This window comes from Lutibacter sp. HS1-25 (genome assembly GCF_004121075.1).
Lineage (GTDB): Bacteria > Bacteroidota > Bacteroidia > Flavobacteriales > Flavobacteriaceae > Lutibacter.
On sequence record NZ_RHLN01000001.1, the window covers coordinates 303,963 to 326,140 of the forward strand.

16 protein-coding genes are annotated in these 22,178 nt (G+C 30.9%); 4 read left to right on the forward strand and 12 right to left on the reverse strand.

Annotated elements, in window-relative coordinates:
* Positions 1-26: 26 nt before the first annotated feature.
* The 3 genes from EC396_RS01305 to EC396_RS01315 form a co-directional block, all read right to left on the reverse strand.
* Positions 27-3,341 carry a hypothetical protein gene (locus tag EC396_RS01305; RefSeq protein WP_129364885.1) on the reverse strand — a complete coding sequence of 1,105 codons (3,315 nt, stop codon included), beginning with the start codon at positions 3,339-3,341 and terminating at the stop codon, positions 27-29.
* A 110-nt stretch (positions 3,342-3,451) separates the two neighbouring features.
* Positions 3,452-3,934 (reverse strand): methylated-DNA--[protein]-cysteine S-methyltransferase, encoded by a 483-nt coding sequence (locus EC396_RS01310; RefSeq protein WP_129364886.1) that lies wholly within the window; start codon positions 3,932-3,934, stop codon positions 3,452-3,454.
* On the reverse strand, positions 3,924-4,691 hold the full coding sequence (locus tag EC396_RS01315) for a TatD family hydrolase (protein ID WP_129364887.1): 768 nt from the start codon (positions 4,689-4,691) through the stop codon (positions 3,924-3,926). Before EC396_RS01315 ends, EC396_RS01310 begins: the two co-directional genes overlap by 11 nt.
* Before the next feature lie 126 nt (positions 4,692-4,817).
* On the opposite strand from EC396_RS01315, the gene EC396_RS01320 reads away from it, so the two are divergent.
* The 3 genes from EC396_RS01320 to EC396_RS01330 all read left to right on the forward strand — a co-directional run bounded on the left by EC396_RS01320 (position 4,818) and on the right by EC396_RS01330 (position 8,234).
* Entirely contained in the window at positions 4,818-6,764 is a 1,947-nt protein-coding gene (locus tag EC396_RS01320) for a GNAT family N-acetyltransferase (RefSeq protein ID WP_129364888.1), read from the forward strand.
* 186 nt (positions 6,765-6,950) lie between these two features.
* Positions 6,951-7,670 carry an energy transducer TonB gene (locus EC396_RS01325; RefSeq protein ID WP_129364889.1) on the forward strand — a complete coding sequence of 240 codons (720 nt, stop codon included), beginning with the start codon at positions 6,951-6,953 and terminating at the stop codon, positions 7,668-7,670.
* 111 nt (positions 7,671-7,781) lie between these two features.
* Positions 7,782-8,234: a retropepsin-like aspartic protease gene (locus EC396_RS01330; RefSeq protein WP_129364890.1), complete on the forward strand. Its 453-nt coding sequence runs from the start codon at positions 7,782-7,784 to the stop codon at positions 8,232-8,234.
* A gap of 22 nt (positions 8,235-8,256) precedes the next feature.
* Here EC396_RS01330 and EC396_RS01335 read toward each other — a convergent pair whose 3' ends face one another.
* The 5 genes from EC396_RS01335 to EC396_RS01355 form a co-directional block, all read right to left on the reverse strand.
* The gene (locus tag EC396_RS01335) at positions 8,257-8,574 is read right to left on the reverse strand and encodes a twin-arginine translocase TatA/TatE family subunit (protein WP_129364891.1); all 318 of its coding nucleotides are present in this window, start codon (positions 8,572-8,574) and stop codon (positions 8,257-8,259) included.
* 211 nt (positions 8,575-8,785) lie between these two features.
* Positions 8,786-11,329, reverse strand: coding sequence for a T9SS type A sorting domain-containing protein (locus tag EC396_RS01340; RefSeq protein WP_129364892.1), 2,544 nt, complete (start codon positions 11,327-11,329; stop codon positions 8,786-8,788).
* A 326-nt stretch (positions 11,330-11,655) separates the two neighbouring features.
* The gene (locus EC396_RS01345; protein WP_129364893.1) at positions 11,656-12,111 is read right to left on the reverse strand and encodes an RNA methyltransferase; all 456 of its coding nucleotides are present in this window, start codon (positions 12,109-12,111) and stop codon (positions 11,656-11,658) included.
* The gene (gene mutS, locus EC396_RS01350; RefSeq protein WP_129364894.1) at positions 12,101-14,683 is read right to left on the reverse strand and encodes a DNA mismatch repair protein MutS; all 2,583 of its coding nucleotides are present in this window, start codon (positions 14,681-14,683) and stop codon (positions 12,101-12,103) included. Before mutS ends, EC396_RS01345 begins: the two co-directional genes overlap by 11 nt.
* A gap of 145 nt (positions 14,684-14,828) precedes the next feature.
* Positions 14,829-16,871, reverse strand: a complete 2,043-nt coding sequence (locus EC396_RS01355) for an LruC domain-containing protein (RefSeq protein ID WP_129364895.1) — start codon at positions 16,869-16,871, stop codon at positions 14,829-14,831.
* Positions 16,872-17,135: 264 nt separating this feature from the next.
* On the opposite strand from EC396_RS01355, the gene EC396_RS01360 reads away from it, so the two are divergent.
* Positions 17,136-17,666: an RNA methyltransferase gene (locus EC396_RS01360; protein WP_129364896.1), complete on the forward strand. Its 531-nt coding sequence runs from the start codon at positions 17,136-17,138 to the stop codon at positions 17,664-17,666.
* A gap of 53 nt (positions 17,667-17,719) precedes the next feature.
* Here EC396_RS01360 and mgtE read toward each other — a convergent pair whose 3' ends face one another.
* From mgtE to EC396_RS01380, 4 genes are all read right to left on the reverse strand, one after another.
* Positions 17,720-19,072 carry a magnesium transporter gene (gene mgtE, locus EC396_RS01365; protein ID WP_129364897.1) on the reverse strand — a complete coding sequence of 451 codons (1,353 nt, stop codon included), beginning with the start codon at positions 19,070-19,072 and terminating at the stop codon, positions 17,720-17,722.
* Positions 19,062-19,838, reverse strand: coding sequence for a 16S rRNA (adenine(1518)-N(6)/adenine(1519)-N(6))-dimethyltransferase RsmA (rsmA, locus tag EC396_RS01370; RefSeq protein WP_129364898.1), 777 nt, complete (start codon positions 19,836-19,838; stop codon positions 19,062-19,064). Before rsmA ends, mgtE begins: the two co-directional genes overlap by 11 nt.
* A 4-nt stretch (positions 19,839-19,842) precedes the next feature.
* Entirely contained in the window at positions 19,843-20,175 is a 333-nt protein-coding gene (locus EC396_RS01375; RefSeq protein WP_129364899.1) for a DUF4286 family protein, read from the reverse strand.
* A gap of 126 nt (positions 20,176-20,301) precedes the next feature.
* On the reverse strand, positions 20,302-22,077 hold the full coding sequence (locus tag EC396_RS01380; RefSeq protein WP_129364900.1) for a tetratricopeptide repeat protein: 1,776 nt from the start codon (positions 22,075-22,077) through the stop codon (positions 20,302-20,304).
* Between the last annotated feature and the right edge of the window lie 101 nt (positions 22,078-22,178).

Here is a 22,178-nt window from a genome sequence, read left to right on the forward strand (position 1 = left end):
AATAATGAATCAATAATGGTAAAAAATTAAAAATGAGCTTTCAGTTCAACCGATCCTGTATGAATGGTTTTTGAAGTCTCACTTTTTCGACCTAAATAATTGATATTCAGTTTTAGAAATGAAAATAAGTTGCGTTGAAATAATAACGTCCATGTATAATTTTTACCAGGTTGTAAACCTTCAAGCATTTGAAAGGCAACAGGTGAGTTGCTGTTGCCCGTAAATTTGTTGTTAAATAAATTAATTTCGGCTTTTAATTGTGATCGTTCTTTATGTACATAATTTGCCGAAAAACCAATTTTATTGGCGGCCAGTTTTTCAAAATTACCTATTGTATTTTCTTTGTTTTTAAATTCATAATAAGCTGCAAAAAACACATCTTTGTTTAAAACGTACGACAATTTTGGTTGTAAATTATAACTGTTTAGTTTGAAGTTTTTATTAGCGTAACTTACTGATATTGATTGGTTTTTTCCTTTTCCTATGTCGAAATTAAGCAGCCAAAACTGACTTAAATTATGCTCAAAAAGCAATTGATGTAACTGTATAATATTTTCAAAATCATCATAACTTGTGGTGTTTTTGTTTTGTGATTTTAAATATTTATAAGTGGTTGAAAAATCTTTTTTTCCTTTGTTAAAATAAAAACTATTGTTGAAGTTATAGATAAGTCCTAATAAATTTTTGTTGTTAATATCAAACGGATTTAAATTTAATGCCTTGCTTTCTTTTTGTTGTTTGCCATTAATTAACATACTAGTTTGGTTGTAAAAATGAGATAATACATTTTTTACACCGCCTTGTTTTGTCCATTGTTGCGGGTTGATAATTAAATTTTGACTAAAAATATTTTGATAAGTAGGTGCATAATTAATGGTTGGCAACAATATTCTTAAATAGCGCGCCTGATCTGGAAATTGAGCAATTTCAAATTCATCTAACTCTTTAATTCCATTTTCATTATAATCAATCCACATATAAAAACCTTGTCCGGGTTCGGTTTCTGTATAGGTGTAATCTTGCAAAGCCATTGTTCCCGAACGCGTTTCATAAGTGGTATTAAAACTTACAAACTGATGCCAAATTTGTTGTTTAAAAACCACTTTCGAATTTAAAGAGGCTTCATTGGCAAAGTTGGCATTTTGCACATCTCTATAATTAATATAAACAGCAAGCTTGGTAGATTTTGTGTTTACAAAATTAGATTTTAAATAATAGGTTTTGGAGTTGTTAACTTGTTGAAATACAAAATTTTGAACGCTATCTGTGGTTCTTAAAATTACACCAGCCTGCGTAAATAATTTTGTTGAATCTCCAAAAGCAATAAAAGCTTCATATTCATTAAATTTATGACTTATACTATTTAATTTTGAAGTTTGATTATTGGTAAGTTTGTTGTTTTCTCCACTTAAATTTGTGCCAATCAAACCTTTTTTTAAGTTGTATTTTGCATTTACTTGATATCTTAAAAAATCTCCATTTTCTAAAGTTGAAGTGTTGTTTAATAAACTGCTGGTAAAATTCAAACTCAGTTTATTTTTACTGTAATTACCTGCTAAATTATGGTTGTAACCATTGTAATTGTCTCCAAATTTTAAATTTGAAAAACCATATTCAAAATAACTGTTTTTGCTGTTCGAAAGGTTTAATGCTGCTCTTATCAATTGTTGATTTCCATAGGTGCGAACGATATTCCAATCTCTATCAAATTCTATATTCTGAATTCGTTGTACGGTTTTAAAATCTTTGCCAATATAATCGTATTTTAAGCTGCTTTTTAGTTTCCATGCTTTATCAAAAATAACCTGATCCCAAACTGCTTTTGTAGCTATACCATCATTATTTTCATTGTCTATATTCGAAAATAAATTTTGATTGTTATTGCTAAAAGCTGCCTCAGCATTTACAATTGTTTTTTCAGAAGGATTGTAAGCGCCTGTAAAAACCACAACTTGTAATTTTTTGGGTGCAATCAACTCAATTACAGGTGAGTAGTTTCCTAAATTTTCGCCAACATATTGGTAAATAACACCGGTTGCAATAATTTCTTTTACGGCATAGGCTCCCATATTTTTTCCAACAAACGAAAAAGTTACATTGTACAATTCGTCATTTTCATTGGTTGAATGTTCAAAAATATCAGCAATTCCTTGTTGGGTTTTTATATACAAAATGGCATTTTCAGCGTAGTCTGTTTTGTAAGCTGATGGCGAAATCATTTTTAATTGATCATTACCTGCGTTGGCTAAAATTTGTGCTTGTTCATCGGTTAGTTCGGGTTCTAACGATTGATTTTTTAAGTCACTTTCATTGTAATAATAGCTTCCAACACTAAATTTGTCTTTTTTGAAATGTACCTTGTCGTAAGTTATAAAACGATTGTATGCGCGGTCTGTATATTGATATTCGGCTGAAATTCGCATATTTCCTGTTATAGGAAAAGTAGTGTTAAAGGTTACTTGTCCATTGTTATAATCAATCACATAATCATTGTCTTCACCACGTTTTAGCAATTGTCCGTTTACATAAATTTGCTCAGTTCCCGATAAAATCAGCACATAGTTGTTAGCACCAAAATCGGAAATTCTATAAGGTCCCTGATTGCCTTCTTTTCCTGTAAATTGTAATTTATTGTATTTACCTCTTACAATACCTCCAGATACCGATGCATCTGTTTTAGAATTGCTGTTTTTAATGCGGGCATCAACGGCCAAACCTGTAATTTTTTTGTTAAATCTTAAAAACTCAGTTTCGTTGTTGTTTAAATAAACATCACCAGCATTAATGCTCCAATCATCGCTATACAACTCAATAAAAACACGATCAAACTCATTTAATTTATAGGTGTTTCCGTTTTCCTGAATTGGTAAATTGGTGTCTATAATAGAGGCTTTTAAAGTAACTTTGTCCGATAGTTTTCCAGCTATTTGTAAATCTAACATGGCATTTGTTACCGCATTTTGATTGTTGCCAACCGTAACACCTCGGGTTATGCTACCTGCTGCATCTAACCCATCAAAAGGTTGGTAAGGTGTTTTTTGTTGATTGGTTGTTAAGCTGTAAAGTTGCGATTGGTTGCTGGCACTGGGAACAATTAATTTTTTGTTAAGGTTGAAATAATTTTTAGTTAAAAAATTCGGGTACGAAGTGTATTGAATGGTAACTTCCTTAAAATGTTCGTTGTTTTCGTTTTTAAAAACCAATATTGAATTTGTAAAATTGATACTGTATTTTGAAGTGTCTATTTCATTATTTTCAATATTATAAACTTTAAAATTAACAGGACTAATGCTTACCGTATCTATTTGAACGCTATCATTTTTAACCAAAAAATGTTTCAAATGCAGATTTTTAGACTGTATTTGAGCCTTAATTTGGAAACTAATAAATAAAATAAGTACAAGTAAACCGTTTTTCATTATTTAACTAACGTTGTAATGGTAAAAATAGTTTAAAATAACGATTGTTGTGTTGAAGGATTTTCGTGTTTTAACAACCATTTTTTACGCCATATTCCGCCTGCATATCCTGTTAATGAGCCATCACTTCCAATAATTCTATGACAAGGAATTACTATCCATAACGGATTTTTTCCGTTGGCGGAAGCTACGGCTCTAATGGCTTTTACATTGCCTAATTTTTTTGATTGTTCTAAGTAAGTACATGTTTTTCCAAATGGAATATTTAACAATTCGGCCCATACTTTTTGTTGAAAATCGGTTCCTTGTGGATTTAATTTTAAGTCGAAGCTTGTGCGTGTTCCTTTAAAATATTCGTCTAATTGTTGTGTGCAATCTTTTAAAATTTCAGGAATTTCTTCTGTAATTTCAATAGCTTCATCTAAAACAGTAATAGCTTGTAAACCATTTTTATCGCCAACTATTTTAGCAATACCAATGGGTGTTTTGTAATATGCTGTTAAATTAAATTCCAAAAACGTCTTTTGAATTTTGAGTTGTTATTTTTGCAATTTCATCGGGTGTAAGTTTATAAATATCAACCAGTTTGTCTAAAACTTTGGTAATATAGCTACTTTCATTTCTTTTTCCTCTAAAAGGTGTTGGCGCCAAATAAGGAGAGTCTGTTTCAAGTACAATATGTTCAATAGCAATTTCACCTAAAAACTGATCTATTTTTCCATTTTTAAAAGTAACCACACCGCCAATTCCCAGTTTCATGTTGTATGAAATGGCTTTTTTAGCTTGTTCTAAAGTGCCCGAAAAGCAATGGAAAATTCCGAATAACTGATCATCTTTTACTTCTTCTAAAATTTCGAAAATCTCATCAAAAGCATCTCTACAGTGAATTACAATAGGTAAATTTTTCTCTTTTGCCCACTGTATTTGGGTTTTAAATGCTAGTTGTTGCTGTTTTAAAAAGGTTTTATCCCAATACAAGTCTATGCCAATTTCGCCAACGGCATAAAACTTTCTGGTATCGAGCCATTTTTTAACAAAAGCCAATTCTTCTTCAAAGTTTTCATTTACATGTGTTGGGTGTAACCCCATCATTAAAAAAATATTTTCAGGAAAATCTTTTTCTAAATTTAACATAGCATCTAAATAATTAGAGTCTATGGCAGGAATAAAAAAGCGAGAAACGCCTAAATCTATAGCTCTTTGCACCATTTCATTTCGGTCTTCGTTAAATTGCTCGCTGTATAAATGGGTGTGTGTATCAGTAATTTGCATTTTGCAAAAGTAATTTAAATTTTAAAGCTTAAAAATTAAATTATTGCAGTTAAATATATACATTTGGTGTATAATTAGTATTTTTAATGAAAACAAAATTGTTGTTTAAACTTATTTTTACAGTATATGAAAATTAGGTTGGCTTTAAAAACTGATCTGGTTTTTTTGCAAGAAATGGAAGAGGTTTCTTTTGAAATTTTTCAAAGAAGTTCAAAAGAAAGTATTTCAAAAAGCATCAAAAGTGAATTTCAGGAGTTTTATATTTTAGAGACAGAAGACGATATTCCTCAATCAATAGGAGTGTTGGTTTTGTTTAAATACAAAAAAGCTTTGCGTATTTATTCTATTTCGGTATTGCCAGCGTATCAACACAAGGGTACTGGAAACTATTTGTTAAACCACGCTATTGAACTTGCAAAACAACAAAATTACGAACGTGTTATTCTTGAGGTTTATACTGAAAATACCAAGCTAATAGATTGGTACAAAGCAAGAGGTTTTAAACCGTTGCATGTTATTGAAGATTATTATGAAAAAGGAAAAAATGCTTTAAAAATGGAATTTATGTTGCCTAAAAAGGAATCGGAAAATAAATATAGAAACATTATTGTTATCAATTTGCCACAAAAATGGACATTTCATAACATCAATGCAAAAGTAATTACTGCCAAAGAGTATATTAACAATCCTATTTACCATTCAAATTCAGATTATAGAATTTTTAACCTTTGTAGCTCGTACAAATATCAAACTTATGGTTATTATGTGTCTTTATTAGCTTCGGCTCGTGGGCAACATGCATTTCCAAGTATTACTACTATTAGAGATTTTAGAAGTTTAGACATTATACGTTCTGTAACAAATGAAATTGAAGAATTAATAGCAACATCATTAAAAAAAATAAAAGGAGAAAGTTTTACACTTCACATTTATTTTGGGCAAACAGCTACTCGTGGGTTTGATAAATTGGCTAAAAAATTACATCAGTTATTTGAAACGCCTTTTTTTAAAGTGCATTTTATAAAGCATGAAGTTTGGTTGATTAAAAGTATCAAAGTACTTAATTTAAATAAATTTTCGGAAGAAGAATTTGTAGATGTAAATGAGTTTACAAAAAAGTATTTTGAAAAAAAAATATTCAAAAAATCGCTTTCAAAAACATATAAATATGATATTGCAATTTTAGTAGACCCAAAAGAAAAAACACCTCCGTCTTGTCCAAAAGCATTGCAAAAGTTTAAAATGGCTGCTAATAAAAGAGATGTTTATTTAGAATTTATTACAAAATCTGATTTTGATAGAATTAACGAGTTTGATGGGCTTTTTATAAGAGAAACAACAAGTGTTATTGATCATACTTATGAATTTTCTAGAATGGCTTATTCTGAAGGTTTGGTAGTAATTGACGATCCTTGGTCTATTTTAAAATGTTCTAATAAAATTTTTCAAAATGAAACCTTCAAAAAAAATAAAGTTTTAACACCACAAACTACTGTTTTAACAAAGAATTTTTTTTCCAATTCAGAATTGGATAACCTTAATTACCCGATGGTTATTAAACAGCCAGATAGCGCATTTTCAATAGGTGTTATAAAGGTTGAAAATAAAGAGGAAGCTTTGCTTGCATTGAATGATTTATTTAAAAAATCGGATATGGTTATTTTACAGGAATATTTGTATTCAGATTTTGATTGGCGCGTTGGAGTTATTGACAATGAACCGCTTTTTGCCTGTAAATACTATATGTCTAAAGGACATTGGCAAATTTATAATTGGGATGGTAAAGGTGAAGAAATTGAAGGAGATCACGATACAATGCCAATTAGCGAAGTTCCTAAAATTGTACTTGATACTGCATTAAAAGCAACCGCATTAATAGGTGATGGACTATATGGTGTTGATTTAAAAATGGTTGATGGAAAAGTGTATGTAATTGAAGTAAATGACAATCCAAATATTGATGATGGTGTTGAGGATATGGTTTTAGGTGATGCTATTTACGATAAAATTATTGATGTTTTTTGCAATCGAATTGAAAATTATAAAAACTTTTCGAAGTTAATTTCAATTTGATTTTTTTATAAGATTAAAAGATAAAGCCGACTAAATTTTAGCCGGCTTCTTTTTTGGTATGTTTTTTGTAATTAACATAATATTAACAGTTATCGGCGATTTTTAGCAACACAAATAAGTAGTCAATTCCACTCAAATACTTTTTTGAAAATAACTAAAATCTAGGATAACATAAAACACAATACTATGAAATCCAAAAAACATCCAAAAGCAAATTTAGAGAATTACAGTAAATTATTTATACAATTGGGGCTAGTTTTAACCCTAGGTATTGTTTATGTTTTAATTCAAAATAAAACATACGACAATAAATTGGCTATTTTAAAGCATACAGGACTTGATATTCGCGATAATTTAGAACCAATAATTGAATATCAGGTTGAGCCACCTAAAGTGCAACCTGCTATTAAAAAAATAAATTTACAGGACATTAAAAAGATTGATGATGCTATTGATGCTATTGAAAGTATTATTGATCCTGTTGACACTGAAGCACCAGTAGAAGTTTCAAAAATAATTGATGTGCCTTTAATAGACGATGATATTATTGAAGATGTACCTTTTGTTAGTTTAGAAAATGCACCTGTTTTTCCGGGTTGTACTGGTACAAAAGATGAAATGAAAGCTTGTTTTACAAATCAGATTTCAAAATTTATTGGTAAAAAATTCAATGCTGGTCTTGCATCAGAATTGGGTTTATCACCTGGAGTTCAACGCATATTTGTTTTGTTTAAAATAGATAATAAAGGAGATATTGTTGAAATACAAGCAAGAGCACCTCATAAAAGATTGCAGGAAGAAGCCATTAGGGTAATAGAATTGTTGCCAAAAATGGAGCCAGGAAAACAACGAGGAAAGCCTGTAAATGTAAAATACTCGTTACCCATTACATTTATGGTAGAGTAGATTTTTAAAGGCTAAAAAGTTGGTGGAAACTTTTTAGCCTTTGTTTTTTAATCAATATCATTTTTAATTTCTTGTGAAAAAAACCTTAGTTTTGGCACAAATATTTTACCTATGAATTTAAAGCGCATTCTTTTAAGAAAAGGATATCAAAAAATAAAACTCAAAAAGATAAACACCAATCATTTTGAGATCAAAGCCAAATTAAATGGTATTAAAGGACGTTTTATTTTAGATACAGGAGCTTCTAATTCTTGTGTGGATATAAGTTTGGCTTCAACGTTTAAATTACAAGTTGAAGATTCTAATACCAAAGCTGCAGGTGCAGGTGCTATAGGAATGGAAACCAAAATTGCTTCTCAAAATAAATTGCAATTAAAAAAATGGGAATTTAAAAACTGTACAATGGTTTTGTTAGATTTAACACACGTAAATACTGCTTTAACAGAACACAATGCCAAAGCTGTTGACGGGATAATTGGTGCCGATATTTTAGAAAAAGGCAAAGCAATTATAGATTATAAAAATAAATGTGTGTACCTAAAAAAGCTGGTTTATAAATTTTAGGTTAAATTACAGATAAAATATTTTATTTATTTCTTTTAATAGATCCTGTTATTTCATCAATAACAGTATCTTTTATTTTTTGTACTGGTTTAGAAAAATCTTCAATATTATCTGTTACTTTATGTACTTCGTTTTTAATTTTTGAAACCACATCAATATCCAAATTATTTTTCTCGGCACTTTGTGTAATTTCTCGTTTAATATCATTAGTAGCGTCTTTAATCTGACGCATTCCCTGACCTAAACCGCGAGCAATTTCAGGAATTTTATCTGCCCCAAAAAGCATTACTGCAATAACAAGCACAACAAAAATTTCGGCACCACTAATAAAAAGATACATAGTAAATATATTTTTAGGTAACAAAGATAATACAATTAATGCTACTAAAATGTTAATTTTGCTTGTCTGTTTTTAATATTAAGACTTCAAAATAGAAGAATTTTAAACCTAAAACAATATTTTAAATGGGTTTTAAGCTGCTATATTTTACAAATAAAAGAGACCTCAAATTTAGAAGTCTCTTTTTAAAAATATGAGTCATTATATAAACTTAATTTTTAATTATTATTTTATGAATACTTCCTTTATTAGACTGTATTTTTACTAAATAGCTCCCTGTATTTAAGTAGCTAATATCAAAATTATTTGTGTTTTTTTCAAAACTTTTTACAATTTCTCCTAGCATATTGTAAATAGTTACATTTTCAATTTCAACTTTGGTTGAAATGCTAAAGCTATCAATTACTGGATTTGGATATAAGTCTAATTTAACTGATTTTATATCGTCTAAACCTAAAGTTCCAAATGATGTTTTTATATAAAAAAGGTTTGATGTACTTGATTTTGAAATTGTATGGTTTCCTGCAGGGATAGATACCGTAATTACTCCTGAAGCATCGGTATAATTTGTTCCGTCAATTTTTGCATAGGCAGTTGCATTGGTTGAACTAACATTCATAACTAGTGTCAATGTTCCAACTTGACTTGTTGTAAAAGTAACAACACCTGCGCTACTTTCCATTTTCATGCATTGAGTTAGGGTTAAACCATCATATATAACCGTTCCTTTGCTTGTTGAAAGATTTCCTGAGATACTATAAAAAGTATTATTTAAGTCTGACTCTGTAAAATTATGAATTTCATCACCTGTTGGAGGGCTTCCAATAGGAATAACTGTGATAGTACCAGATTCAGAAACCGGAATTCCTGTTCCAACTGTAGTAACAGTATAGGAAACATCTGTTGTAGGAGTTCCTGTAATGGTGATAGTTTTAGTAGAACTATTTTTTACATAGCTAAGACCAGATGAAGGTAATCCGTTAACAGTTGCATCTGTAGCGTCTCCACCCCAAGTTAAAATAATTGTTTCTAAGGTGTTGCCTTCAATGATGGTTTGGTTGGCATTACTTGTACTTACAGTAAGCAAGTGTGAACTTGGCACAGGCTCACCTTGTACGTAAACTAAAGATGTTTTGTAATTTACAAGCGCTGTTTTTAATGGTGCATTTACTGCGTATGCAGTGTCATCAATAGCATTGTTAAATGTCCAACTAAAGTCTCCACCATGCATACGACCAGAATATTGTATTACTTTATTTTTTGCAGCATCAGGTGTGTCAACAACTAAATTTTTAACATACAATGTTGGGTCAGTATCAAAGTTGTTATAAGTATTGCTACCCAGTTTTGAAACTACAGATGAAGGAATTTGCTCTCCTCTTGTTGTTGCTACATAGGCATCAAAATCTGATATTGAACTAATATAAATAGTATTGTAAGCAGGATTTGAATCTCCATATGCAACAAAACGATTTTGACCTATCATATAATTGTTAAATGATTTTATAACACCTCCATCTTCTTTAGAAAAAGTAGCATTATTAGCTGGGTCATTTTGTCCGGTACTTGACTCATATACATCTGAACCTTGCATAGAAGTTAGCATTGGAAATTTACAATTTCTATAATAATTGGCCTCTGAAAATACTGAAGAACCTAAAGTTGACCCTATGCCATATTTTGCATTACCATCATAATAATTATTGTAAACATGCGCTGAATAAAAACGTACACGTGGATGGCGAGAATCAGAATGATCATACCAATTATGATGGTAAGTTATATATAAACCAGTTGTTGTGTCTTCACTTAATCCTAGAAGATTACTTTTTCCTGAATCCCAAAAGTGATTATATGAAAATGTAACATAGGTTGATTTTTTACAATCTAAAGCACCATCTCCTTTTGCTTGATCTGCATCGCCTCCTGCATCGCCATAAAAGAAATCAACGTTATGCACCCATATGTAATCATTGTCTTGTTGTAATCCTATATTGTCACCTTCACCACTATTACAATTCATAGTACCAATATTTCGGATTTCTATATTTGATGCATTTTTAATACGAATACCCCAACCATCAGCAACAGTATCTTCACCAACACCTTCAAAAGTTATGTGGCTATTGGCATTTTGTTTATTTTCAATTACAATATCGCCGTTAAGCATATAGTCAAAGTCTGTAATTTGTCCTATTAGTCTTATAATTAATGGGCGTGTGTCATTTCCTTTTTTAAAACCGTCTAGGATTGTTTGTAATCCTATACAAGGATTAGAGTTGGCTCCTGTTACGTTCATAGACACTGTGTTTTTTGTATTTTCAGTTATGTATATAATAACAGCTCCAGCTTTAGTAGTGCCATCAGTGTTATATGCACCAGGAACGCGTCCGTTTGAAAATGCAAATCCTGTACGATCTTGAGCTAATACAGTTATTGAACTTGTTGTTGTGCCAGATACTTCTTCAATACCTGAAATTAAAGCTTTCACTGTAATTGTGTACGTTCCAGCTTTTAAGCCTAGCACATCTGCTCGAAAATAGGTGCCATAGCTACGTATAAGCTGATTGTCAATTTTTTGATTGGTATTTCCTTCTCCTGTATAATAAACATTGTAACTAGTTGCTCCTGTTACTGGCTGCCATTTTACATAAGCTGATTCTAACCAACCAGCAGCTTCATTAATTGTAACAGATTGTGACCATAATGTCGTAGATGATAATAAAATAAATAAATAGCGTAAAAGTGTCTTCATAATTGGGGCAATTTATAATTGTTTGGATTAAATATTTTACTTAAATGTAATCGATTACACGAAAGTAATTATTTATTTCTAAAGCACAACTAATTTTTACACTTTTTGATTTAAAATAATTTTAAATGAAGGAGGGTGATATCATCAATATTAAATAAAATTCTGAAGAGCTTTGTTTTATCAAATTAAGAAATGAAAATGCTACGGTATTAAAAGAGTGTTGAAATATAAACATGAAGTATTTGGATTCTTTAATTTTGTGAGCACTAATTAAAAAACATACATTAGATATGATATAGGCAAAAAAGGAAATATAATTTAACCTACTAAAATGTTAATTTTGCTTGTCTGTCGTACATAATAATACTTCCTGCAACAGAAACATTTAAACTTAAAGTAGATTTAAATTTTACCAAAAAATGCGATTTTTCTATCGCTGTTTTAGACAAGCCATGGTCTTCGGCACCTAATAAATAAACACAGCGTCGTGGATGGGTAAAAGTTTCTAAAGGCACTGCTTTTTCATTTAATTCTACACCAACCAGTTGCGCTCCTTTTGGTAAATTTTTATAAAATTCGGTAAAGTTTTCATAATGAAAATAGGGCATAGCACCCGTTGCTTTGTGTGTGTCACAAGCTTGTTTTGCATAGCGATTGCCAATGGTGAAAATAAAACTAGCACCCATATTTTGCGCTGAACGCCATAAAACGCCTAAATTTTCAGGTGTTTTTCCGTTTTGAATACCGATTCCAAAAAATCCTTGTTCTAAATTATTTACCATTTTTTTTGGTTAGCATTCTTTTAATTTCATTCAATTTCATCAAAGCTTCAATAGGGGTAAGTGTATCAATATTTGTTGATAAAATTTCTTCTTTAATATTTTCCAACAAAGGGTCGTCTAACTTAAAAAAGCTCAATTGCATTTCTTCTTCCTGCGCATTTTTCAGTGTTTCTTTTACCTCTGTATTGGTGTGATTTTTTTCTAATTGCTTTAGCATTTTTGTAGCTCTATGCACAACAGAACTTGGCATTCCGGCTAATTTAGCAACATAAATACCAAAACTATGTTCACTGCCTCCAGCAACTAGTTTGCGTAAAAAAATAACTTTGTCTTTTAATTCTTTTACCGAAACGTTGAAGTTTTTAATACGATCAAATGTATTGGTCATATCATTTAATTCGTGGTAATGTGTGGCAAAAAGTGTTTTTGCTTTTGAAGGATGTTCGTGTAAATATTCAGCAATTGCCCAAGCAATAGAAATACCATCGTACGTACTTGTACCGCGTCCAATTTCATCTAACAAAACCAAACTTCGGTCTGAAAGATTGTTCAAAATACTGGCAGTTTCATTCATTTCTACCATAAAAGTAGATTCGCCCATCGAAATATTATCACTGGCACCAACTCGTGTAAATATTTTATCTACAATTCCAATTCGGGCATTTTGAGCAGGAACATAACTTCCCATTTGCGCCAATAAAACAATCAATGCAGTTTGACGTAAAATGGCCGATTTACCACTCATATTGGGCCCGGTAATCATAATAATTTGCTGTAAATGGGTGTTTAAAACCACATCATTTGCAATGTATTCTTCGCCAATTGGCAATTGTTTTTCTATAACTGGGTGACGACCATTTTTAATTTCTAAATCGGTACTTTCATCCAATTGCGGACGCACATAATTGTTGTTTTTTGCAATTTCAGCGAAAGAACACAAACAATCTATTTGCGCTATTAACTGCGCGTTTAACTGTATTGGCTGAATATAATCTAACAAACTGCTAATCAATTCAGCAAATAAATCATGTTCTAATTTGCTAATTTTTTCTTCGGCACCTAAAATTTTGGTTTCGTATTCTTTTAATTCTTCGGTAATATAACGTTCGGCATTTACCAAAGTTTGTTTGCGAATCCACTCGGCAGGTACTTTGTCTTTGTGCGTATTTCTAACTTCAATATAATAACCAAAAACGTTGTTAAATGCTATTTTTAATGATGTAATGCCAGAGCGTTCAATTTCACGTGCCAACATAGCGTCTAAGTAGTCTTTTCCTTTGGTTGAAATGGCTCTTAAATCGTCTAATTCTGTTGAAACACCTTCAGCAATTGAATTTCCTTTGTTGATATTTACAGGCGCATCTTCGTTTAATGTTTTGGTAATTTTTTCGCGAAGCGCATTGCAATTTTGCAACTGCTCTCCAATCATTTTTAACGATTCGTTGTCACTTTTTTCAGCAGCTTCTTTGATAGGTATAATGGCATTCAAAGAATTTTTTAGCAAAACCACTTCACGCGGATTTACTTTGCCAGTTGCTACTTTTGAAACCAAGCGTTCAATGTCGCTAATTTGTTTAATTTGATAGGTAGTTAACTCAAAAAAGTTGTCGTTATCAATCAAATATTTTACAATATCGTGGCGTTTTTTAATTCGGTTGATGTCTTTTAGCGGTAAAGCCAACCAACGTTTTAACAAGCGTCCACCCATTGGCGAAATGGTTTTGTCGATAACGTCTAATAAGGTAACCGCATTTACGGAGGTTGAATTGTATAATTCTAAATTTCGAATTGTAAATCGATCCATCCAAACATAATGGTCTTCTAAAATACGGTTAATAACCTGTATGTGTTCTAACTTATTGTGTTGTGTTTCAGATAAATAAAATAAAATTGCACCTGAAGAAATAATACCTTCATTTAAATCGTCGACTCCAAAACCTTTCAATGTTTTTACTTTAAAATGATTGGTTAAAGTTTCCAAAGCATATTCAGATTGAAAAATCCAGTCTTCTAAATAAAAATTATAAAATCTGTCGCCAAATAATTCTTTAAATTTATTTTTATGTTGCTTTTGAACCAAAACTTCACTTGGGTTAAAATTCTGTAACAACTTGTCAATGTATTCGCTATTGCCTTGCGCTGTTAAAAATTCGCCTGTAGAAACATCTAAAAAAGATACGCCTAATTGCTTTTTTCCAAAGTGAACAGCAGCTAAAAAATTATTGGTATTGGATTGTAAAACTTCATCATTTAAAGCAACACCAGGAGTTACCAATTCTGTAACACCACGTTTTACAATGGTTTTTGTCATTTTTGGATCTTCCAGCTGATCGCAAATGGCAACACGCATTCCGGCTTTTACCAATTTTGGTAGATAAGTGTTTAACGAATGATGAGGAAACCCAGCCAAGGCCGTTTCGGTTTCACTACCAGCGCCGCGTTTAGTTAAAATAATACCTAAAACTTTTGAAGCCCTTTTAGCATCTTCACCAAAAGTTTCGTAAAAATCGCCCACTCTAAATAGCAACATGGCATCTGGATATTTAACCTTAATTGCATTGTATTGTTTCATTAATGGAGTGACTTTTTGAACTTTTTTCAAGGAAAGATGGTTTTAAATTTAGTGCAAGCGAAGTTATAGAATTACTATTAGTATTACAAACATAAAAGGTTCACCTTTTTAAAGATGAACCTTTTTATAGATTGTAAATTTTTGATTAATTATTTATGTATTGTTCGTTTCGGTATCCAGTACTGTCCTTATACCAATCGGCATAAGTAGTGCCGCCAGAAGTTGCCCATTGAATAAAATAATTGTAAGCTGTATTTATGGTCACTTTTTCTTTAGGAACTTTAAAATCGTGAACAATATTTATGGCCCAAGGCAATCCTCTATCAGTTAAATAGTCTCCATCTTTATCTCTGTTTATACCATCAATCTCAAAACTTTTTTTACCTAAAGATGTTGTATGTCCATTAGGTAAATGCACTTCTTTTTCACGTATTTTATTTATAATCATAAACGGATTAAATGGGGCTGTACCTAATTTATCGGTACTTACAGGTTCTTTAAATTTGATAGAGAGGGTAGTTTCTTTACCTTTCATAGTATGCATATTGTCAAATAAAATGATGACCGCATTTTCTTGGCCAATTTCTGTACCATTAGCATCAACATTAATGTAGTTTTGTGTTAAAACGGCTCCTGTAACACTTTCAATTAGCGATGGTGAGAAATTTTCAATTTCAAGGCCAAATCCATTAATATAGCTAGCGCCATCTGCTTTTACGTTGTATATAAAATCTAATTGAACTGCTAAATTTTGAGAGTTTAATACCGCAATAACTTTATAGTTTAATGCAACATCGTTAAAGTCATAATCGCCAGTAGCTGGCCATAAATCTTCAAAAGCAATAGTTCCCCAACCGTATTTACTTGGTGTAAAAATTTCAAATGCTTTGTTTGCATCTTCAGGATATTCATCATCTCTATCTATAATTCCATCACCGTCAGTATCTGGATCCTCTACTGTTTCAGTATAAACTCTAAAAGTTGTTAAATCATTGATAGTTCTTCCATAGTCTGTATTGTTATTGGCACTAATGCCATAATTGTATTGCCAACCGCCAGTTTGTGTATCCATAACAATTAAATCTGAACTATTTGCATTATTGGCAAGCCATAATTCTTGATTAGAATCAAAAGTCATAGATGTTGGTTGAAACGGTAAATTATCTGCACTTATGCGTGTACTATCATATTCATTATTTTTGTTTAACTGAAGTTTGTACAATCCAGAAAAAGTACACATAAAAAGTGTACCATCATTAGCAAAAGCTAAATCTCCACCTCCGGTATTGTGCAAACCATTAATTTTCCATGTACCTAATGTTTTTCCATTTGTTGGGTCATAGGTGTATAAAGTTGCTCCAGATGAAAAATACAATAACCCATCTCTATAATTGTAATCCAGTCTAGGACCTCCTGCAACTACATTAGCAACAGTTTCCCAAGAATTTTTTTCTATAGAATATTTCATTAAAGGGTAAGGACTGCTTTTACCAATAGAATATAATTCTTTATTTGCTTGGTCTATTGCGCAAGTGTAACTACCCATTGGCATATCAGATAAATAAGTATATGCACCTGTAACAGGGTCAACCTGAAATAATTCGGCACTACCGTTTACACAGTATAAATAATCATCAACTTTAACCCCAGCAGAAGTAGATTTGCTAGCAACAGAAGTATAAGTAAAATTTACTTCATTGTTATTGATGTTTTCAATAGAAGAAGAAAATTTTAGATTGTCATTTCGTCGAATATATATTTGAGTATAGTACTTTGGTAAAGTTAGGGTTTGGCTTAATTTACCATTGTAAGGTACACCTGTAAAAATCAATTTATTTAAAACATCAGATTTATAAATTGGTTCGGTAACGGTTACACCTTCTTCATTTTCATAGGTTTCATTTCCAGCAAAGTATTTTTCATCAGAATAAGCATATACATCGTATTTTACATTGCTTTTGCGATCGTTAATAGTAACTTTTACTTTTTGTTGTGTGCTAAAGTCAAAACCTTTTGGGATGTTTATGTTTTCAATTTCTAATTGACTAACTTCTGCTTCAGGTTCTTTCTCGTCTGTAACTGTTTCTTTAGTACATGAAATAAACGTTAAAAATAGAACGCTTATTGTTAATAGGGTAAATTTCAGATTTTTCATAGGGGGTTCAATTATGGTTGTTACTTTTTTCATTAGGTATATTTTATTTTTAAATTATAACCTAATTTTGTGCCAAAATGTAAATTCACTCTAAAGTACGTTTAAAATGGTGATTTTCAAAGTATAATATGGTTTTTTTTATTCCAATTTTTGGAATTAATATTGTTTTTTGGAATTATTTAGGGTGAAGTTATTTTGAAGATAATTGTAATTGAATTTGATAAAAGTATGGGTATTATTAATTGTTTTAGTTGGTAAGTTGAGCTAAAAAATTATATTTGTTTTAAGAATTATTTTATGAGGAAATTAAAAAATAGTGAACTTGGTAGGTTAAATGTTGAAGAATTTAAAGATACTGCTAAAATTCCGTTGATAGTGGTGTTGGATAATATTAGAAGTTTAAACAATATAGGCTCTGTATTTAGAACTAGTGATGCTTTTATAATTGAAAAAATTTACTTGTGTGGTATCACAGCACAACCGCCACATAAAGACATTCATAAAACTGCTTTAGGTGCTACTGAATCTGTAGATTGGGAATATGTTGAAGACACAGTTGCTTTGGTCGAAAAATTGAAAGCTGAAGGTGTAATTGTAGCTTCAATTGAACAAGCTGAAAATAGTACCATGTTACAAGATTTTAAAATTGAAGCAAATCAAAAATACGCCGTAGTTTTTGGAAACGAAGTTAAAGGAGTACAACAAAAAGTAGTTTCGGCATCTGATTATTGTGTTGAAATTCCACAATTGGGTACCAAACATTCTTTAAATATATCGGTAAGTGCCGGAATTGTTTTATGGGATTTGTTTAAAAAGTTTCAGTACTAGTATCAGATATTAAATACAAACACCACGTTAACAGCATTTAGTTTACAAATAAACTAAAATCCTAAAATTAATTTTGCGATAGAAAAGTAAATCAAAATACCTAAAATATCATTGCTTGTTGTAATAAAAGGACCTGTTGCCAAAGCAGGATCTATACCTCTTTTATCTAAAAAAATGGGAACAAAGGTTCCTATAATTGATGCAATAATAATTACGCTTACCAATGAAACTGCAACAGTAATACCTACTTTTAATTCAAATCCTAAAAAGAACATACCTGCCGACATTAATAGTGCAGCCAGCACAAAACCATTGACTAAACTTTGAGTAACTTCTTTAACCAATCGTTTCCAATAAGAGCCACGTAAGCTATCGTTTGCCAAACCTTGCACAATAATAGCTGAAGATTGTACACCAACATTTCCTGCCATAGCTGCAATTAATGGTGTAAAAAAGAATAAGACAGGATAATTAATCATTGCTGAAGAAAACCCTCCTAAAATAGACACACTCACAAAGCCTCCAAACAAAGCTAAAATTAACCATGGTAAACGGGCTTTTGTCAATTCCCAAATGGTATCATCGGCTTCAACATCTTGCGAAATACCTGCCGCCATTTGGTAATCTTTTTCAGCTTCTTCTTTAATTACGTCTACAATATCATCAATGGTGATTCTTCCTACCAATCGGCCCAATTCATCAACCACAGGAATGGCTTCTAAATCGTATTTCTGCATAATTTTAGCAACATCTTCAGCATCATCATTTACATTTACCGAATCTACTTTTTTGATAAAAACGTCTTTAATAGCTGTTTTAGTTGAAGTTGTCAATAAATCTTTTAATGATAAACGACCCTTTAAAATGTCATTGTCATCAACTACATAAATAGAGTGTACGCGTGAAACTTCTTCGGCCTGAGCACGCATTTCTTTAACACAAGTAAGTACATTCCAGTTTTCATTCACTTTTACCAATTCCTTTGCCATTAAACCACCCGCAGTGTCTTCATCATAGCGTAAAAGTTCTACAATTTCTTTGGCGTGTTCCTCATCTTCTAGATGAGAAATTACTTCTTTCTTTTGTTGTTCAGAAAGTTCAGAAATAATATCAGCAGCATCATCAGTATCTAACTCATCAATTTCTTCAGCAATTTCTTTAGATGAAAGTCCTCTTAAAATCTTTTCACGCGTGTCTTCGTCTAATTCGGCAATAACTTCCGAAGTAACATCACTTTCAAGTAATTTAATTAAAAAGATGGCTTCATTAATTTCAATTTCTTCAATAATTTCAGCGATGTCAGCATGATGCACTTCTTCTAATAAATTTAAAAGGGCAGCATTGTTGTTTTCAGCAATAAGTTGTTGAATTTCTTGAATAGATTCTTTTGTAATTTCAAATTGCATCTTTTTCTATTTTAGAAGTAAGATTGATAAATTCTTGAACAGATAATTGTTCGGGGCGTTTGTCAAAGATACTATCTTCACGCAAACTATCCGATAAATTCAAGGTTTTTAAACTATTTCGCAAAGTTTTTCTACGTTGTTGAAAGGCAGTTTTTACAACTTTATAAAATAATTTTTCATTAACAGGTAGTGTGTAATTTTCTTTTCTAATGAATCGAATGACACCCGAATCAACCTTTGGAGGCGGATTAAAAACTGTTGGAGGTACCGTAAATAAATACTCAACATTGTAAAATGCTTGTGTTAAAACTGATAAAATACCGTAGACTTTGCTACCTTCTTTTTCGGCAATACGTTGTGCAACTTCTTTTTGAAACATACCAGAAAACTCAGGTATTTGATGGCGGTTTTCAAGGGTTTTAAAAACAATTTGTGTAGAAATATTGTACGGAAAATTACCAATAATAGCAACTTGCTCATCGCCAAAAAAATCTTTTAAATCAATTTTTAAAAAATCTTTTGAAATAATTCTTTCAGCTAAATTTAAATAATGTGCTTGTAAATATTCAACAGATTCAGTATCAATTTCAATTACATGGGTTGTGAGTGGTTTTTTTAGCAAATATTTGGTTAAAACACCCATTCCCGGACCAATTTCCAACACATTTTTATAACCGTTTTGGGTTAAAGTATCAGCAATTTGTTGTGCTATTAATTCATCAGTTAAAAAATGTTGACCAAGGTGTTTTTTTGCTTTTACACTCATAAAATTAGTTTTTAAGACTCATGCTAAACTGTTCTGAAATTACTTTTAATTCGGTTCTAAAAGATAAGATTTTAGTTCCAAATAATTGCATTGCTTCTTCACGTAATTTTGTAGCGTAGTTGTTGTAATATGTTTCTAAAGCTTCCTTACTTTCAGTTGTGTATTGCACAGCATAGGTAACACCTCCCATTTCTTCATCTACTAAAACTTGACACATTTTTGCTTTGGTAAATTTACCCGTTGCGAGCATAGCCGGAATGTGTTTTTGTTTCATCCAAGTGAGCCATTGTTGGTGGACAGTTTCGTCTACATTTGTGGTTACGTTGTATATGTACATTTTTGGTTTAAAGGTTTAAAGGTTCAAATTTGAATGGGTAAAGTTAAAAATTAATATACTAAGGGTTACTTATCTTTTTTTTATTATTTAAAATCCCAAACTTTCAAATTCTAAAATCGTAATTGGTTAATATATTTCATCTCCTCTTAGCATTCTGAACTTTTTTCGAGCATCAACCAAATAAATACTTGAAGGATATTCGAAAATAATTTTTTGATAATATTGAGAAGCTTTTTCTCGGTTATTTAATTTATTTAAATATAGTTCAGCTAAATAATACGTTGCATCATCGGCTAAAATATCGTCATTTTTTAAAGCTATTATTTGTAAATAATTTTGTTCGGCTTGTTCAAAATCAGCTGTTTTTTCAAGGAGTTGTGCTTGTTTAAAAAGCGTTTCATCTTCAATAGGATGTCCTTTATATGCAACTAAAATTGTTTGTAAAGTGTCAATAGCTTCCTTGTTTTTATTTTGAAATGCCAGTAAATCAGCAGTTGCATACTTTTTTAAAGCAATTTTTAAACTGTCTTTTACCTCATTGTCTGTAATCAGCAAATTCAATGCCAAAGCATCGTTTGAAATTAATTGTGATGTGGAATTTTTCAATACTTTCAATTGCGATTGCGCCCAATCAAAATCGCCTTTAAAGTACGATGTTTGCGCAATTTTAAAACGTGCTGCTTGTCCAATTTCGTGATTTTTTAAATCGTTTTGAACCTGTGTATAATAAATCAACGCAGTACTAAACTGATTGTTAAACACCAATACATCTGCCAATTTTGTTTTTATATACCCTTTTTCAAATTCGTTTAATGGCAATTTTAGCGTTTCTTTTAATGATAAGATAGCCTCTTTAGATTCGTTTTTTTTGAAGGCTAAAAATTCAGCATAAATAACCTGTATGCCAACAGTTGTCGTTTTTTTTCCGTATTGATTAAATAATTGGTCAAATTGTGATTGAATATTTTCTACAGAAGCATTTGTATCCATATCAATTTGAAGCAAATATAGTTTAGCTGTTAATTCGGCATTTACATCTTTTGTGTTTTGTAATACAAAATTGAAGCAGTTTTTAGCCGATTCGTATGATTTTTTATCGAATGCCATTTTACCAATATCAGTTATTGGTAGTAAATCTGTTGCATTGCGTTTGTACAATGCTTTTTCTTGAATCAATGCTTTTTCATAGTCTAATTGTTGTAAATACAACCAACTCAACAAATTGTTCCAACTATCTTGCGGGTTGTTTTGATTGCGTTTTAACAATTGTTTTTTTAATAGAATATTGTTTTCATTTTCAGCATCATTGGTAACATATTTTGCAAGGTAATTTTTAATGGTTGAGGTGTATTTTTCATTTACTTCAACCATATTTAAATAGGTGTTAAACATATTTAAAACATCCCCTTTTTCACCATAAATTTCGGCAATTTGCATATTGTAATTTGCAGCAGCATTTACTTCCATTGCCTTTTTATAAGCCAAAAGTGCATAATCTAACAAATGGTTTTCTTGAAAAGTTTTTCCAACCAAATAACCCAAATTAGGAGTTTTTTCGATACTTAAAATGGCTTTGTTGTAATAGGTTTCGGCTTTATCTTGCTGGTGTTGTAATTGAAAATTATAGCCTAAATCTACATACAAATAATCTTGATTAGGATATGCTTTTAATAATTTATTGATAACAGCATTGGCTTCTTCAAATTTTTCTAATTGCTGAAAACAATCAATTAAATAGTTGGTGTATGAAGTGTTATAAGGATTGTTATCGTGTAAAGATTGAAAAATAACAATGGCTTTTTCGTAATCTCCATTTCGGTAATATTGATACGCCAATTGTTGTTCTTGTGCATAAAACTGCAAAGAAAAACAACAAAATATTAAAATTAAAAGTCGGCGCATTTTTCACTATTTATTCATTCAAAGATAACCAAACAAGTGTTAAAATTTTGATAAAAGCAATTACTCTTAGGACTTTAGGTGTAACAAAATCCTTTGAAAAA